Origin of the sequence: Rhodococcus sp. PML026 (assembly GCF_000963615.1) — a bacterium.
Taxonomy (GTDB): Bacteria; Actinomycetota; Actinomycetes; order Mycobacteriales; family Mycobacteriaceae; genus Rhodococcoides; species Rhodococcoides fascians.
Genome location: NZ_KQ031368.1, coordinates 25,782 through 41,923, shown reverse-complemented (window position 1 = coordinate 41,923; position 16,142 = coordinate 25,782). Strand labels below are relative to the sequence as shown.

Annotated in this window: 14 protein-coding genes; 3 read left to right on the top strand and 11 right to left on the bottom strand. The window is 65.0% G+C overall.

The annotated features are described in order from the left end of the window. Positions 1-99 precede the first annotated feature (99 nt). From VF34_RS03110 to VF34_RS03075, 8 genes are all read right to left on the bottom strand, one after another. Positions 100-1,767 (bottom strand): helix-turn-helix domain-containing protein, encoded by a 1,668-nt coding sequence (locus tag VF34_RS03110; RefSeq protein ID WP_082079127.1) that lies wholly within the window; start codon positions 1,765-1,767, stop codon positions 100-102. Next, positions 1,761-2,903, bottom strand: a complete 1,143-nt coding sequence (locus tag VF34_RS03105; RefSeq protein WP_032375228.1) for an XdhC family protein — start codon at positions 2,901-2,903, stop codon at positions 1,761-1,763. The genes VF34_RS03110 and VF34_RS03105 overlap by 7 nt, the downstream gene beginning before the upstream one ends. A gap of 141 nt (positions 2,904-3,044) precedes the next feature. Next, positions 3,045-4,421 carry an amidase gene (locus tag VF34_RS03100; RefSeq protein WP_032375227.1) on the bottom strand — a complete coding sequence of 459 codons (1,377 nt, stop codon included), beginning with the start codon at positions 4,419-4,421 and terminating at the stop codon, positions 3,045-3,047. Between the two features lie 21 nt (positions 4,422-4,442). Then, positions 4,443-6,161, bottom strand: a complete 1,719-nt coding sequence (locus VF34_RS03095; protein WP_032375226.1) for a PucR family transcriptional regulator — start codon at positions 6,159-6,161, stop codon at positions 4,443-4,445. 42 nt (positions 6,162-6,203) lie between these two features. Further along, positions 6,204-7,652 carry an amidase gene (locus VF34_RS03090; protein WP_032375225.1) on the bottom strand — a complete coding sequence of 483 codons (1,449 nt, stop codon included), beginning with the start codon at positions 7,650-7,652 and terminating at the stop codon, positions 6,204-6,206. 105 nt (positions 7,653-7,757) lie between these two features. Beyond that, a complete protein-coding gene (locus tag VF34_RS03085; RefSeq protein WP_032375321.1) occupies positions 7,758-8,864 on the bottom strand; it encodes a barbiturase in 1,107 nt (368 codons plus the stop codon). 78 nt (positions 8,865-8,942) lie between these two features. Then, a complete protein-coding gene (locus VF34_RS03080) occupies positions 8,943-10,523 on the bottom strand; it encodes a carboxyl transferase domain-containing protein (protein ID WP_032375224.1) in 1,581 nt (526 codons plus the stop codon). Next, positions 10,520-11,692 carry a CaiB/BaiF CoA transferase family protein gene (locus VF34_RS03075; protein WP_032375223.1) on the bottom strand — a complete coding sequence of 391 codons (1,173 nt, stop codon included), beginning with the start codon at positions 11,690-11,692 and terminating at the stop codon, positions 10,520-10,522. Before VF34_RS03075 ends, VF34_RS03080 begins: the two co-directional genes overlap by 4 nt. 203 nt (positions 11,693-11,895) lie before the next feature. On the opposite strand from VF34_RS03075, the gene upp reads away from it, so the two are divergent. Beyond that, complete coding sequence (upp, locus tag VF34_RS03070) at positions 11,896-12,519, top strand: uracil phosphoribosyltransferase (RefSeq protein WP_027497743.1); 624 nt, start codon at positions 11,896-11,898, stop codon at positions 12,517-12,519. A 145-nt stretch (positions 12,520-12,664) separates the two neighbouring features. Here the strand turns inward: upp and VF34_RS03065 are convergent, their stop codons facing one another. Further along, positions 12,665-12,883 (bottom strand): helix-turn-helix domain-containing protein, encoded by a 219-nt coding sequence (locus tag VF34_RS03065; protein WP_268987798.1) that lies wholly within the window; start codon positions 12,881-12,883, stop codon positions 12,665-12,667. Between the two features lie 392 nt (positions 12,884-13,275). Here VF34_RS03065 and VF34_RS03060 point away from each other — a divergent pair, with 392 nt between their 5' ends. Beyond that, positions 13,276-13,563, top strand: coding sequence for a hypothetical protein (locus VF34_RS03060; protein WP_032375222.1), 288 nt, complete (start codon positions 13,276-13,278; stop codon positions 13,561-13,563). A 22-nt stretch (positions 13,564-13,585) separates the two neighbouring features. On the opposite strand, the gene VF34_RS03055 is transcribed toward VF34_RS03060, so the two are convergent. Both VF34_RS03055 and VF34_RS03050 read right to left on the bottom strand, forming a co-directional pair. After that, a complete protein-coding gene (locus VF34_RS03055; RefSeq protein WP_032375221.1) occupies positions 13,586-14,455 on the bottom strand; it encodes a TIGR03619 family F420-dependent LLM class oxidoreductase in 870 nt (289 codons plus the stop codon). A 31-nt stretch (positions 14,456-14,486) separates the two neighbouring features. Next, positions 14,487-15,386: an NADP-dependent oxidoreductase gene (locus tag VF34_RS03050; protein WP_032399130.1), complete on the bottom strand. Its 900-nt coding sequence runs from the start codon at positions 15,384-15,386 to the stop codon at positions 14,487-14,489. 120 nt (positions 15,387-15,506) lie between these two features. Between VF34_RS03050 and VF34_RS03045 the strand changes: the two genes are divergently transcribed. Beyond that, positions 15,507-16,121, top strand: a complete 615-nt coding sequence (locus VF34_RS03045) for a TetR/AcrR family transcriptional regulator (protein WP_032375219.1) — start codon at positions 15,507-15,509, stop codon at positions 16,119-16,121. Positions 16,122-16,142 lie beyond the last annotated feature (21 nt).

Here is a 16,142-nt window from a genome sequence, read left to right as displayed (position 1 = left end):
GGTGGTTCGCGGGATGGGTAAAGCATTGTCCTGCAACGTTACTGACGCATTTCCAAATCGCTACGAGCGCAATTTGCCAAGCGCTCGATGGCGGGTCCGTCACATGTGGTGGTCGGTTCCGCGCATGGCCATGATTTTCAGCGCAAGGGAAAGATCCAGGCGTAGATCGGCGCGATCGGTGAAGGGGCCCAGAATCTTTTCGAGTTTCGTTATTCGGTATCGCAAGGTGTTGTAGTGAAAGTGCAGTGCCCGAGCGGTTTCGGCGATGTTGATGTTGGTAGCCAGCAACGTCTCCAGGGTTCTGCGCATGTCGCGTGCTTCGTCGTCGTGCCCGGCGAGGTCGTGCAGGGTTTCCCGGGTGAACGATTCGAGCTCGTCGACGTTGTCCACCAGGCTCAGTAGTCGGAACACGCCGAGTTCGTCGAACGTGGTGACGGCCCAGTCCCCGGATACCTGACGGCCGACCTTCAACGCGGTACGCGCCTGGCCGTACCTGCTGGGGATGTCGGCCACCGTGGTGCACGGACGCGAGATCCCGACCGTGAACGGTTGCCGACCACCGCCGCCGTCTCCGTGCACTCGTTCGACGATCTCGTGCACGTCCGCGACCGTCGTGGGACGTTCGCCCATGATGATGACGGTCTCGGTGCCGAGGGCGGCGATGGCGGCCTGCGGATCTCGTTGTGCCAGAGCCCCTGCGAAAGCCGACATCTGCCGATCGACGAGTGGCCTGCGGCCGGGCGTCGGTTCGTCGTCGAGGTGTGGGATCGGTTCGATCGCGACGATCACCACCGGCCTGCCGAGATTCCAGCCGAAGCGTCGTGCATGCGCCACCGCGTGTGCGTGCTCGCCGCCTCGGCCCAGGAGAAGATCGCGCAGAAAATTCGATCGGTGTTTCTCCTCGACTGCCGACAGCGCGAGATCGCGAGTGACGACCATCGCCAACACGCCTGCGGCCGCGTCGGCAGTGTGCAGGTCCGATTCCGTCAGAGGGCGACGTGAGGAGAACAGGACGATGCGTCCATGGTCGATTCCGTTGGCAGTGATTGCGCATACCGCGATCGAACTGCCCTGTTGCGAACGGAGACCGAGGCCGCCGTCGACGGAGTCGGTGCGCAGTCTTCCGGTGGGATCGAGGGCGGTGCTGGCGCGGAGGGCGGACAGTTCGTCGTCACTGCCTGCCGAGGCAAGTTCGCGTCCGTCCACCGTGGTGATCGACACTGCCACATCGCATTCGACCGAGGTTGCGAATGCCAGTTGTGCCACCCCGCCGCCGGCGAGTGTGATATCGGTCAGTGCCCGGCGCAGACGCTCGGACCGAAACATCGCTCGTGCCTGCGTCTTTGCGTTGTCGCGTAGGCCCGCGGTGAGATCGTGCCCGGGGTCGAGTTCGCCGCAGACCTGAACCAGCGGCAGGCCCAGTGTCTCGGCACTCACGCCGACGCACTCCGGAACGGCGATGTCGTCGTTCACCCGCACCAGAATCCCGGCAACGCCGAGGGAATGCGCTCGGGACAGCAGCGCTGCCGTCGGCTCCGTCAGGTGCGTGAGGGCCTCGCTCGTCGTGGACAACAGGTCACCCGGCCGAATCCAGAACCGAATGCCGGCGGGGTCGTCGACATGATTGATTCTGCGTACCGGCCGGCCGAGGCCGGCGCGACCGGCGAGCAACGTGGCGTGTGCCAGCAGGTTCGAGCCCAGCACGGTCTCGACGGTATGCGGTACCTCCGTGGTGGGCGAGCGTCGCTCGTCGTGCAGTGTCAGCACCTGACGGCCGATCGAACGGGTGATGTCGCGTCGATCTCGGCAGCGGCATCGCGGTGGATCGGCCCACTGAGACTTCGCAATTCGAGCCCGGTCGTCTGCCGTGAGACCTTGAGGATCTCGGCCACGATGGATATCGCCGTTTCCGGTGGAGTGGAGGCACCCAGATCGAGCCCGATGGGGGAGTGCAACCGAGCCAGCTCGCTGTCGGTCACCCCGCGCTCGCCGAGCAGTTCCACCCGGCGGCGGTGGGTGGACCGACTGCCCAGTGCGCCCACGTAGGCGGCGCCACTGCGCAGCGCGACCTCGAGCAGCGGAATGTCGAACTTCTCGTCATGGGTGAGAACGGTGATGACGGTGCGCTCGTCCACCGGCGCAGTAGCGAGGAATGTATGCGGCCAGGCTACGACGACGTTGTGCGCGTCGGGGAATCGTGCTCGGGTGGCGAACACCGGGCGGGCATCGACGACGGTGACGGCGAAGCCGGCGAACGTGCCCAGGCGGCACATCGCGGCGGCGAAATCGATGGCACCGAACACGTACATCCGGGGCGGTGGTCCGAACAACTCGACCATGACGGACCGCGCGCCGTCGTCGGCGATGCGAATGTCCAAGCCGGACTCGCCGCGGTGCAGTCGGTCGAGAACGGCGAGACCCACGCTCGAACCGTCGGACTCGATGTCGGTGAGACCGTCGGAATCGACGGTTGCCTCCGTTCCCAGAACCGCCAGCCGCGTCGGGGCCCCGGTGGTGAGGTCGGTGAGCACGGCCACCGGCTCGCCGCTCGAGACCAGACGAGCGACGTCTTCGAGTGCCGCGCACGCGTCGCTGTCGATGAGACGAACGAACACCTCGATGGTGCCGCCGCACGTGAGACCCACGCCGATCGCGTCGTCGTCCGCTACCCGGTAGGTCTCGCTCCTGGCCATACCGTCGGCGAGGACGTCGTTCGCCAGCTCGTACAGGGCACCTTCGATGCAGCCGCCGGAAACGCTGCCGACGACCTGACCGGACGCGGCGACCGCCATTGCCGCACCCGGGGGGCGCGGTGCGGACTGCCACGTACGTACCACCGTGGCCAGGGCGAACGGCTCACGTTCGCGCAGCCACGGGGCCACGTCGTCGAGAATGTCGCGCATGCCGCCGCCTTTCGATCGGATGAGTGATGCCCATCACGCTAGTTGCTGGCGCGCGCCGACCATGAAACACATTTCGACCAAATCGACAGCGGGTCGTTGTAAGAACCTGCCGTCGCGGTACGGATGGACGGACCGAGCGGACTACGTCAGAGCAGCGGCGACGGCGAGAGCGTGATGCTCGTGCCACGGCTTGGCGATGATCTGCACTCCGATCGGCAGACCGCTACTGGAGGTGGCAACGGGAATCACCACCGAGGGCACCCCGAGGATGCTGATCGCTCGGCTGCTCGCCAACGCCTGCGACCACGACAGAGCTGCACCGTCGACCTCGAAGCTCGTCTCACCGAGAGGAGGGGCGAGGATCGATGCAACGGGAAGTATCAGGACATCGCCCATCGTGGACACCAGCTGGTGCTGCATCTCGGCGCGTCGAGCCCACAGTGCCTCGACGTCTGCGGCTGTGGTGGTTCGGACGGCAGCAATGATGGCCCGGATGTTGGCGCTGAACTCGGCGGGGCCGTATTGCTCGATGTCCGTTTGGGTTTCGCAGGCCCGCATCCGAGTGAACAGGTCATGAGCGCCGTGTAATGCGGTGCCGTCGTACGGCGTCACCGATCCGACGAACGGCTCTGTGCGCAGTGCTGCGGCCTCGACGGCAGCGCGGATCTCCGCATCGACCGGAATCGTGCCTTCTCCTGTGGCCCAACGAATATCGAGCTCGCGGAGGTTCACGCTCGAAGGGTCGGTCCAGGCGTATTGAGGCGACGACAGCACGCGCAGCAACAGGATCACGTCGTCGAGAGTGCGGGCCATGGGTCCGATGGTCTGCACGGTGCCGTGCATGGTCGCCGGATTCGTCAGCACTCGGTTGTCGCTCATGACACCGGGATACTGCCCCTCGGAGTCGATTCGACCCGGTGTCGGCCTGATCGAGCACAGACCGGTGCAGTGCACGGGCCACCGCACCGAGCCACCGAAATCGGTGCCCAGTCCCACCACACTCATGCCCGACGCGATGGCCGCCGACTCACCGCCACTGCTCCCGCCCGGTGACAGCTTCGTGCCGGCGGGAGAGAGCGGGTTGACGGTGTAGCCGAACAGGTCGTTGTGCGTCAGTCCGCTGGCACCGAACTCGGGTGTGTTGGTCTTACCGATCAGGATTGCGCCCTCGGCGCGCATCCGAGCAACGGCGGGAGCGTCGACGCGAGGGACGTTGTCCGCGAGCGCATGTGAACCCGCCGTGGTGCGAACTCCGGCGGTGGCGATCAGGTCCTTGACCGTGAACGGCACTCCGGCGAGGTCGCCGACCCGCTCGCCGCGGGCGATGCGGGCATCGATTCCGTCGGCTGTCAGCAGTGCCGATTCGGCAGCGACGGTGACGATCGCATTCAGCTCGGTATTGATTCGGTCGATGTGTTCGAGGTGCTGCTCGGTCACCTCGCGTGCGGACACGGTGCCGGCGCGCACTGCTGCCGCGAGTGCGACGGCGTCGGTTCCGATCGAATTGCCCTCAGGCACTGAGTGTCTCCTCGGGTGGTGTCACAGCCCCTTCATCTCCGCGACCCGCAGCGCCAGCGCTACATCCAGGCGCAGAATCGGATCGGTGGTGAACGGGCCGACGATGGACTCCAGCTTGCCGATGCGGTAGCGGAGCGTGTTGTAGTGGAAATGCAAGACGCGGGCGGTCTCTGCGACGTTGCAGTTGGTGTCCAGCAGCGCCTGCAACGTCTGGCGCAGGTCGACGGCATCGGCGTCGTCGCCGGCGAGTGAGCCCAACACCTCGGTAGCGAAGGCCTGCAGCTCGGCTCCGTCGGTGACCAATGACAGCAGTCGATGCACGCCGAGGCCGTCGAAATGCGCTACCGAGCCGTTTCCGCGCATGCGGCGTCCTACGACGACTGCCTTGCGGGCCTGATCGTAGGCGCGCGGAATGTCGGCAACGGAGTCGATAACGCGACTCACGCCTGCGCCGAACGAGTTTCGTCCGCCGCCCTTGTCTCCGGCGACGGACGCGATCAGATCCTCGACGACGTCCCGTTCGGTGCCGGGTTCGGCCGGCATCAGCGTGACGACCTCGTTGCTGAACCCGACGACGGGAGCCCGACGATCGCGCCGGCGAACCACCTGCTGCCATGCCGCGGTCAGCCGCTCCTGCGGCAGGCGGCCGGACACGGCCGGCTTCACCGAATTGCTCACGGCAACTTCGACGATCTCGTCCAATTGGGCCACGATGACCACCATGCTTCGATCCACGTCCCAGTCGAGCTGGGCGCAGTACTCGATGATCTGTTCGGGGGATTCGGTTGCGCCGTTGAGGACGTCCCGAAGGAAGTCGCCGCGAAACTTGGACTCGACGGCAGAGACCGCGAGCTTCTTGATGACCGCCAACGCCACGACGGTGGCCGCGCGTTCGAGGGACTGCATCGTGACGGGACCGAGTCGCTCGGCGGCCGCCACAGCCACGATCAGTCCATGGTCGGTGCCGCCCGCGATGATCGGTGCGACGGCAATGCGGTGCCCGCTGTCGCCCGGGACCGGTTGCAGGCCTTCGTGGAGTCGTTCGGTGAGCAGGCGACCGGACGGGTCGAACAGTGGCATCTCTTCCAAAGCCGCGAGATCTGCGTCTGCTCCTGCTGTGGCCTGGACTCGACCGTCCGGAGTGCAGATGAGCACCGTCGCCTCGAACAGTGTGGCGACCTCGTCGGCGATCTGCGGTAGATCGCCGCCTTCGAGCACGATCGAGGTCAGTGCTCGATGCATGCGATCGGCGATATCCAACGCCCACGCCTGCCGGTCGACGAGGTGGGTGAACACCTCGGAGATGACCTCGTCGAAGCCGACATCCCGGCGAATGAGGAAGAGCGGCAGGCCGAGTCGATCCGCTGCCTCGATCATCGCGGCGGGGACGTCTCCGAAGTAGCGTCCTTCTTTGACTCCGAGCGCTGCCGCGCCGCGTTCGGCGAGTCCCTCGACCAACTCCACCAGGGCACCGGCATCGAACGGGCGGCCCGAATCTGCATGCCGCAGTGGGAAACCCGTTGTCAGCAGCAGTTCGTTCGGTTTCACCCACGGCAGGATGTCGGGTACTTCGATGACGTTGACGCGTCGAACCACATTCTCGAGTCCCTGCTCGCCCGCAACAAGAGTGGACCCGGAGAGGCTGGGGAGTGCAAGCAATTCTGCGACGGTGAGCGCGTAACTCGCCGACGCCGGGAAGTCTCGTACTCGTGGCCGAAGCGCACCGACCATGTCATCCATTGTTCAACAATACTGTGTTGCGCATGTCGCGACGGCGGGGGATCAGCCGACGTGCAGTGCCGGCGGGAGTACGCGTTCGACCCACCGCGAGGCCTGCTCGTAGGCGTAGGCGAGCTGCAGAACCGCCCGGTCGGCACCGTGCCTGCCGATGATCTGGACCCCCATCGGCAGACCGCGATCGTCGAACCCGACCGGGACGGCGGCGGCAGGAACGCCGGTCATCGTCCAGGGCACCACCGTTTCCATCCACCGGTGATAGGTGTCCATGGGTCGACCCGCGATGGACTGCGGCCAGTGTTGGTCCTTGTCGAACGGGAACACCTGAGCGGTGGGCGCGAGAACGAAGTCGTAGGTCTCGAACAATGTCGTCAGTGCGCTCTGCCAGTCGTTGCGAGCCTGCGCTGCCTTGGTGACGTCGAGTGCGGTCAATGCGACGGCATGCTCCATCTCCCACAGCATTTCGGGCTTCATCAGCTCCCTCGTGCGCGGGTCCTCGTACAGATCGGCCATCCCGAGCTGCGCCCACCACCGCCACGTCAGGAACGAGTCCCAGATTTTCGCCGGGTCGTACGACGGCACGGTGCTCTCCACTGCGCAGCCGAGGTCCTCGAAGACGGTGAACGACGACTCGCACAGATCGAGGACACCGGGTTCGGTAGCCAGGTGACCGTTCCAGTCTCCGACCCACGCGATGCGGGCACCGCGGAAGCTGCGTTCGAGAGTGCGGGTGAAGATCTCCGGGTCCTCGTCGATGCCGAGGGGCGCGTTGGCATCCGGGCCCGCCATCGTCGACAGCAGATGTGCGACGTCGGTGACCGATCGGCCCATCGGTCCGGCGACCGCGCCCTGGGCGATGAAGCCGGGCTCGGGAATGCGTCCCCACGACGGGCGAAAGCCGACCACATTGTTGAAGGCTGCGGGGTTGCGCAGCGATCCCATGTAGTCGGTGCCGTCGGCGACGGGCAGCATGCGCAGGGCCAATGCTGCCGCCGCACCTCCGCTGCTTCCGCCTGCAGTGCGCGAGGTGTCGTAGGGCGAGACGGTGGTTCCGTACACCGGGTTGTACGTCTGAGATCCGAACCCGAATTCCGGTGTGTTGGTCTTGCCGATCACGATGGCACCGGCCGCTTTCACGCGGGCGACGAACAGATCGTCCGCGTCGGCGATGCGATCCGCGAAGATCGGTGACCCCGATGTGAACGGTAGGCCTCGGGCTGCGGACAGGTCCTTCACCGCATGGGGAAATCCGTGCATCCACCCGAGATACTGTCCGTCCGAAAGCTGCTGATCTCGCTCGCGTGCCTCGTCCATCAGCTCGTCGCGATCACGAAGGGCGACAATGGCGTTGACCGTCGGATTGTGTGCCTCGATGTGGTCGAGGTACGCCGTCATTGTCTCGACGCACGAGACCTCGCGGCGCTTGATCTTGCCGCTGAGCTCGACCGCGTCGGACATCAGAAGTTCGGCAGCGGGTCCGACGGTGGTTGCCATGGTGGTTCCTTCGTTCGAGAGAGACGCAGAAGCAGGGAGGGCCGGACGCCGCGCGAACCCGAGACTGTCGGGTTCGCGCGGCGCTGTTCGATATCGGAACCGGCGCTATCCGAGGTCGACGATCGCGGCGACGGGGCCGCCACCTTCGGGGCCCTGGTGCGCTGCCGAGACCGACACGAAGACCGCTGGGTCGCCGGTCACTGCCGCGGTGACTCCACCGACGCACGCCTTGATCTGGCGGTGCCAGTGGACGTCGGAATCGTCGAGCATGGCGTTGCGTCGTCCACGGACCGTACCGTCCTGGCTTGCTTCGCATTTGAGGAAGACGTTGACGAGCTTGCCGCCCAGATCCTTCGTGTGCGGCCGCTCGGGAAGTTCGAGACCGGCATCCTTGATCGCGTTCCAGATGCCGTCCTGATCGAGCGCGTCGTTCATCACGCTGTGTCCGATGCGGTACCGGCCGCCGATTCCGCGAGTGTTACCCACGACGACGATCTGCGCACGGTCCAACTCGACGCCCGAGGAGCACGAGGCCACCGAGGAGTACAGCTCACGACTGTGCATGACGTCCTCGTCGGTCGGCATATCGATCTCACCGAGCGCGACAGCGATACCGAGAGCGGTGCCGCCGTTGGACAGATCCATCGACTCGTGCGTCTGTTCGGTCCAGACGGTCTTGCCGCGGCTCTTGGCGTCACGGATGGTGTGGATCGTCAGCAGCGGGGTCTTGGTCTGCACGTAGTGCACGTCTGCGGGATCGGTGATGCCGGCGTTGGCCATCGCATCCTTGACTGCCGCAGCCACTTTGGTGATCATCGCGGTGCGGCCGATGTCCTCGGGCATCAACTGCTCGCTCATCGCGACGCCGACCGTCAGGCGCGGCTCCTCGGTCTGCACTGCCTTGTCCGACGGTACGGTCGCGAAGATGGTGGCGTGGGGGCTGATGACTCCGTCGGTGCCACCGGACCAGACGATCGGAACCTCGCCGACATCGTGTGCGCTGCGAGTTCCTTTCGCGGACAACACTTCGCGGAAAGCTCGGTCGGCGATGATGCGGGTGTAGTCGTTGACTCCGCCGTTGCCTTCGGTCTTACCGATGACTGCAATGACCCGGTCGGCGTCGAGCACCCCGTCGTCGATGAGCTTCGCCAGCTCGCTGGCATCGGACACGTTGTGGAGCGGGACCTTGCGGACCTCGATTGCGTCGGGCACTGAAATCTCCTTCATCGGGATCTGTGGGTACTGCAGAGTCGGCCGGCGTTCGCGCGGCGGGGGCTCGCCCCACGAACGTTATCGACCGTTGGACCGGGGGTGCACTGGCAAGCTTTGCCCAATCAGCGCACTTTTTTGGTTTTCGGACATCCCCAGGTAGCGGTAGCGCTGCAGCCTGGAGGTCGCCAGGGCGGCCGGGTCGGCGGCGAGGAGTACGGCCAACTCGTGTTCGAGCACGGTACCGAGGCGAGACAGGAACGCCGCAGGTTCGTCGGAGGCATCCGGCCGTTCAGCCACGATCCGGTCGATGACGCCGTTACGGAGCAGGTCCAGGCTGCGCACGCCCTGCTCCTCTGCCATCTCGGCTGCGCGGTCGGTGGTGTGGAACTTGATCGCCGATGCGCCCTCCGGCGGCAGTGGCGACAGCCAACCGTGCTGAGCACACAGCACCCGATCGGCGGGGAGCAGTGCGAGTGCGCCGCCGCCGGCTCCCTGGCCGAGCAGCAGGCAGATCGTCGGTGCCTTCAGTGTCGTGAGTTCGACCAAACAGCGTGCGATCTCGCCCGCGAGGCCACCTTCTTCGGCCTCCTTGCTCAACGCGGCACCGGCAGTGTCGATGACTGTGACGAGGGGTAGTTGCAGCTCTTCCGCCAGCCGCATTCCGCGTCGTGCCTCCCGGAGGCCGGCGGGACCCAACGGCTGATCGGCGAAAGTGCGGTCCTGGCCGAGAAGTACACACGCCGAGGCCCCGAACTTGGCAAGGGCCAGAAACAATCCGGGTTCGATCTCACCGGCTCCGGTGCCCTGCAACGTCGTCACCGTGTTCGCGGCCGATCGCACGAGGTGGCGTACTCCCGGCCGTTCCGGCCGTCGAGAACGACGGATGGATTCCCATGCCGGCACATCGTCGAGGTGTTCCAACGGGATGTTCGGAACCGGCGGAGGTGGCTCGTGTGGCGCACACAGGACGGCGAGCGCCGAAATGGCAACCTCACGGAGTTGCTCGGGAGGGACCACCGCGTCGACCAGGCCACGGGCGGCGAGGTTTTCGGCTGTCTGCACTCCCTCGGGAAACTTTTCGCCGTACAGCGCCTGGTACACGCGCGGACCGAGAAAGCCCAGGAGCGCACCCGGTTCGGCCGCAGTGACGTGGCCGAGAGAGCCCCACGAGGCAAGTGCTCCACCGGTCGTGGGATGGCGAAGGTAGACGGCGTAGGCGAGACCCGCCGACTTGTGCGCAGCGATGGCCGCCGAGATCTTGACCATCTGCAAGAAGGCGACCGTGCCCTCCTGCATCCGTGTTCCGCCGGAGGTCGGCGAGGCGAGCAGCGGAAGCTGTTCTGCTGTCGCCTTTTCGACGGCCTGTACCAATCGTTCGGCGGCCGCCGTTCCGATGGAGCCGGCGAGAAACCCGAACTCGCACAGGACGAGTGCTACCCGGCGCCCTGCAAGGGTGGCTTCGCCGGTCAACACCGACTCGTCGCAGCCGCTCGTTTCACGGGCCGCGGCGAGCTCGTCGAGATAGCCCTGATCCGCCGGTCCGTGCACCCCGATCGGGGGAAGCGGGTCGGTGTCCCACCGGACGAAACTGCCGGCGTCGACGACCATCTCGACGAGTTCGAGTGCGCCGAGCCGTGCCGGCGCGCCGGTGCGGGTCATGGTGTCGTCTCGAGCCAGGCGCGGATCGAGTCGCCGTGCTGGTCGAGGGTCGGCGGGGCCGCGTGTGTCGTGCGCATCGCGGCACCCTCGCAATCCTCGTCCATGCGCAGCGGTGGGCCGGGCAACGTGATGGTGCCCAGGGCCGAATGATCGACGTCGATCATCAGTCCCTGCGACCGTGTCTGTTCCCAGGTGTAGACCTCGGCCAGATCACGGACGCGTCCGGCCGGTATGCCGAGCTCACCGAGTAGTCCGAGAAGTTTGTCGGTCGGCCAGTCCGCGAAAACGGCATCGACAGCGGCGATGACGGCCTCTCTGTCGTCGACGCGTTGGGGGTTGGTGGCCCACTCCGGACGGTCCAATCCGAATGCGGGAGCGAAGCGTTGCCACAATCCCTCGCTGCCCACGGCAATCTGAACCAGACCCTCGGACGAGTGGAACAGACCGTACGGGCAGATCGACGGGTGATGTCCGCCGGTGGGGCGGGGCACCTCGCCGGCCACGGTGTAGCGAGTGCCTTGAAATGCGTGCACCCCGACGATGGAGGCCAACAAGCTGGTTCGCACGACGCGGCCGCGTCCGGTGGTGTTGCGCTCGTGCAGTGCGGCCACGACGCCGTATGCGCCGTTCATTCCGGCGAGCAGATCACCGATGGGAACGCCGACTCGAGTGGGTTCGTCCTTCGACGGCCCAGTCAGGGACATCAATCCTGCTTCGCCCTGAGCGATCTGGTCGTAACCGGGGCGCGTGCCTTCTGGGCCGTCGTGGCCGAAACCGGTGATGGACAGGATCACCAGACGCGGATTCAGCTCGTGCAATGCCTCCATGCTGTAGCCGAGGCGAGCGAGAACGCCGGGACGAAAGTTCTCGACGAGCACGTCGGCGCGGCGGATCAAGGCGGTGAGCGTGTCTCGGCCGTCGACAGCTTTCAGGTCGAGTGCGATGGATTCCTTGTTGCGATTGCACGAGAGGAAGTACGTCGAGTGTCGATCGCCCTCGTCGTCGGCGACGAAGGGTGGGCCCCAACTTCGGGTGTCGTCACCGCCGCTGGGCGATTCGACCTTGATCACTCGCGCGCCGAGGTCGCCGAGCATCATCGCCGCATGTGGTCCGGCAAGTGCACGCGAGAGATCGACGACGAGGCAGTCGGAGAGCGGTCCGACCGTCATCGGATTGCGTTCCGAGACAGGGGAGCGATGTCGGTGTCGAACTCGAATCGATCGTTGCGAAGCGTCATGTGTCCGAGTCAACGTGCCGGTCGCGGCCCCGTCGTGGGCAAAAGTTGCCGACGCTGAGGGGTCGCTTTCGGACAGTTCGAGCGAGTGCGAGCCGTGTGGACGAATGGCCGACGAGGGGCCCATAATCTGCGACCATGGATACCCACGTAGTCGACCATCCCTTGACCGCAGCGCTTTTGACGACGATGCGCGACGTCCACAGTGACAACGCGACCTTCCGTTCGGCGCTGCGGCAGCTGACACACACGTTGGTGTACGAGGCTTTGCGTGATGCCCCGGTGGACACTTTCGAGGTCGACACCCCGGTTGCCCGCACCACGGGTGTGCGGTTGGCGAACCCACCTCTGCTGGTTCCTGTTCTCCGGGCAGGGCTGGGCATGGTGGAGCAGGCGAGTGCGCTCATTCCGCGATCCGGTGTGGGATTCATCGGCATGGCACGAGACGAGAAGACACTGCAGCCGGTGCCGTACCTCGAGTCTCTCCCCGCAGATCTCGCCGGCACGCCGGTGTTCGTTCTCGACCCGATGTTGGCCACAGGCGGGTCCATGACCGCGACGATCGACTTGCTCGTGGCACGCGGAGCAACCGACGTGGTCGTCGTGTGCGTCGTCGTCACACCCGAAGGCCTTGCAGCGCTGGAGAAGTCAGGACACCCTGTCCGCGTGGTCTGTGCCGCCGTCGATGATGAGCTCAACGATCAGGGCATCATCGTGCCCGGACTGGGGGATGCGGGAGACCGTCAATTCGGGCCTCGGTGACGATTCGACGCAGAGGAGTCGTCGAGGTAAGTACTGTCGTATCGAAACACCCTGTCGTTTCCCGAGCGGGTCGGTTGATCGCGAAGAAGGGGTCTTCCCTGGTAGGCGTCGGCTGCATCGACCTTTCGTAGCTCGAGTGCTTGAATCATGTCGGATCCAGCAGTGGCACAAACGATCCGGCGCGCGTGAGCAGTGCGATATCGCACCCCAGAGCATCCGCGACCGCGACCACGCTGTCGAGCTGCACTGTGTTCTTTCCTCCTTCGAGTGCTTGAACGGTGGAACGACCCACCCCGGCGAGCAACGCCAACTCGGCTTGGGTCATGCGCAACTGATGGCGACGCGCGACGAACGTTTCGGCCAGTTCTCACGAGTGCTTACGGGCTCGTCGTCGCGGTTCCGCCATCATCGCTCCTTGTGCTTGCCCTGGCATGCATATTGGAACTTATCCGAAGGTCCCGCCGACAATGGGCCTTTATGCCTGCTCTAGCAGGCAGAAAGTGTGGAAACGTCGTCTCGCAGAAGGGCTCGCTGTGCGTGCGTTGGCAAGCGGACCGATCGGTCAGGGCTACCACGACGGATTGGCGGAATTGACGGTGCGGTTCGGCGTGGAGGTCGATGGGTAGCCGCGCTGCGTCGCGTCGACCGGTAACGCGACTCGGCCGTCGAGCGACGTCACCAATGAACGGATCGAGTCGGTGGCCGGACCACGGCCGGCGACGTTGTGCAGGACGTGCCGCCACGAAAGGCCCTCGAATGAACCGCATCAGCCGACGTATTGCCGTATTGACCGGACTTCTGGCGCTTCCGCTCGCCGCCGGAGCCACGATGGGAGTTGCAACCGCCAGTGCCGACGAATGGCACTACGGCCCCGTTTATCGCGCCGAGCAGTCCGGTGAGGGTGGACAGTACTTCTGCAATAAGGCGCAGTCACTCGAGAAGGCATCGCAGTCGTACATCGTGGTGCCGTGCACCAACGTCGAGAACACCGATACCTGGTACCGAATTGTGGTGAACCCCTACAACTGGGGTTGGAGCGGGTAGTTCGCACTGTCGAGCGTGTGACTTACATCCCCAACACGTCGCCTGCGTATCGAACCAGTTCGAGATCGTGGGCAGTAGAACGTCGAAGCTTCTGGTCTCCAGGGTCGGTGTCGAGAACGATTGTCTCGGTGCCTAGTTCGGCGAGGAACTGAACGTCTTCGAGAATTTGTTCGATGGACCCGTAGCCGAGCGGGCGGTTCGGTGATTGCACCGAAGCGTCAGAGGGTAGGAAGAAGATCCGCGGGACGAACTCCTTACCATCGTTCAGCGCGCGGGAGCCATCGATGCATCGTTGCCGGGTGGGGTGTAGGGGATGCCAGCCGGTGCCCAACGCATTCGTCCGGTCGAGTGCGGCTGCACCGTTGCCACCGATCCACAGTGGCGGATGCGGTGTCTGCAGCGGTAGCGGGCCAGTGTGAACTCGGTGGGGTGTGCCGCTTGCTCCCATGGCCCCGTACGTTTCGGAAGACCATGCTGCACGTAGAGTTTCGAGCGTCGAATCGGTCATTCGACCTCGCCGGTCGAAGGGAATACCCAGCACATCGAATGCCTGGGTCGTCCAACCGACGCCCACTCCTACGATGAGTCGTCCACCGCTGAGCCGGTCGATTGTGGCGGTCGCGTGAGCCAGATGCGCCGGATGGCGATGGCTTCCGATCAGTACCCCGCTGCCGAGGCGAATGGACTCGGTCTGACCCGCGAGCCACGACAGCGTCGCCAGGCATTCGTAGAAGGGTGACGGCGAGCGGCCGTGAGCGTCTTCGGTCAGTACGACGTGATCGGAAAGCAGCACGTTGTCGAAACCAGCGGATTCGGCAGTGCGCGCCCACGCGAGAATTCCGTCCGGGTCGATCTGCGGCCCGAAGTTGGGAAGATTGATTCCGTATTTCATAGCGCACCGGGGACGGGTCGAGCAACACCGATCATGGGATCAACAACACCTTTCCTCGTGTTCCACCGGCGGCCAGCAGCGAATGTGCCCGTGGGGCTTGGTCGAATTCCCATTGGCGAGCGACCGGAACAGTGATCGTCCCCGCGGAGACGAGCGAGACGAATTTCTCGAGCCCCAGCCCGTCCTCGTTCACGTAGCTCTTACTCGGCGTGATGTTGCGCTGTGGCTCGGGCTGATTTCCGTCCTCGATCGAGACGTACGCTCCGCCGTCGCGCACGCTGTCGATGGCGTCGACGATGCCGGCCGTATCGACGACGGCGTCGTAAGCGCCCGCAGGCAGGTCGACGGGACTCGTGAACACCCTGCGCATACCGTGTGCGAGGAGGTTTTCGGTATCGGACTTCCGCGCGACAGCGTCGACGGTGTGGCCGCGGATCGACAGAAGCGCCGACGCTATGCCGCCCACCGCACCGGCCGCACCCGTCACCAAGACCGTCGAATGCGCAGGGAGGGTGATCTTGTCGATGAGTTGCATGGCGGTGAGGGCGGCGAGTGGGATTGCTGCGGCGTGCTGGAGGCTGATGCCGATAGGTGCGTGCGCGAACAGTGATTCGTCGGCGACGACTCGCTCGGCATAGGTGCCGAAGCGGTGCGCTGGTTGCGCGATCATTCCGATCACGTTGTCGCCTGGTGCAAATCGGGTGACCGATGGTCCGACGGCGACGACGGTGCCGGACACATCCCAACCGAGGACCGCGGGGTACGTCAGTTCGATAGGCAGGAATCCCGAGCGGGTCTTGATGTCGACCGGATTGACGGCTGCCGCAGCCACCGACACGGTGACGTCGCCCGGGCCGGCGTCGGGCTCGTCGATCTCCGCGACTGTGAGTACCTCGGGTCCACCCTTGCCGGTGATGACAACAGCTTTCATTCGACTTCCTCTCGTTCACGTAGCGCGACCTGTCCGAGGCTAGGCTATTCGTGTATCGATCGCTATACGAGTAAGCTCGGCCACACCGAGCAGTGCAATGCGCGAGAGGGAGGGGGAACAATGGCCGGGGTTCGCGGGCAGGGCCGGAAGTTCGACGTCGACGCCGCGCTCGACAAAGCGATGTTGGCCTTCTGGCGGCACGGGTACGAGGGCACTTCCGTCTCCGTGCTCACCAGTGCAATGGGCATCAACCCGCCAAGTCTTTACAGCGCATTCGGTGGCAAGGAAGAGCTGTTCTACGCTGCTATCGACCGTTACCTCGCGACCCGCGGTGACTTCATGGGCCGGGCATTTGCCGAGGAGCCCAACGCTGCCGAACTCATTTCCAGACTGCTGTACGAGGCAGCATCGCACTACACCGATGAGTCCTGTCCGGGGGGCTGTCTGATCATCAGTTCGGCCGTCGGGGTCACCGAGGCCAACCAGAGCATCGCAGATCGGCTGCGCGACATACGCAATGCCAACGTCTCACTGTTGGCACAACGCATTTCGGAGAACGCCGCCGACGGAATCCTGCCGCAGTCGTCGGCACCTCTCGACACAGCGGAATTCATCGGCGTCGTCATCCAGGGCATGTCGCAACGTGCCCGAGACGGGTCGACTCGGGATCAACTCGAACGAGTTGCGGACATGACTCTCGCCTCGTTGGGAATGGGCCCGCCGACAACGCACTGACGGCACCAATCGTGAGAGGCG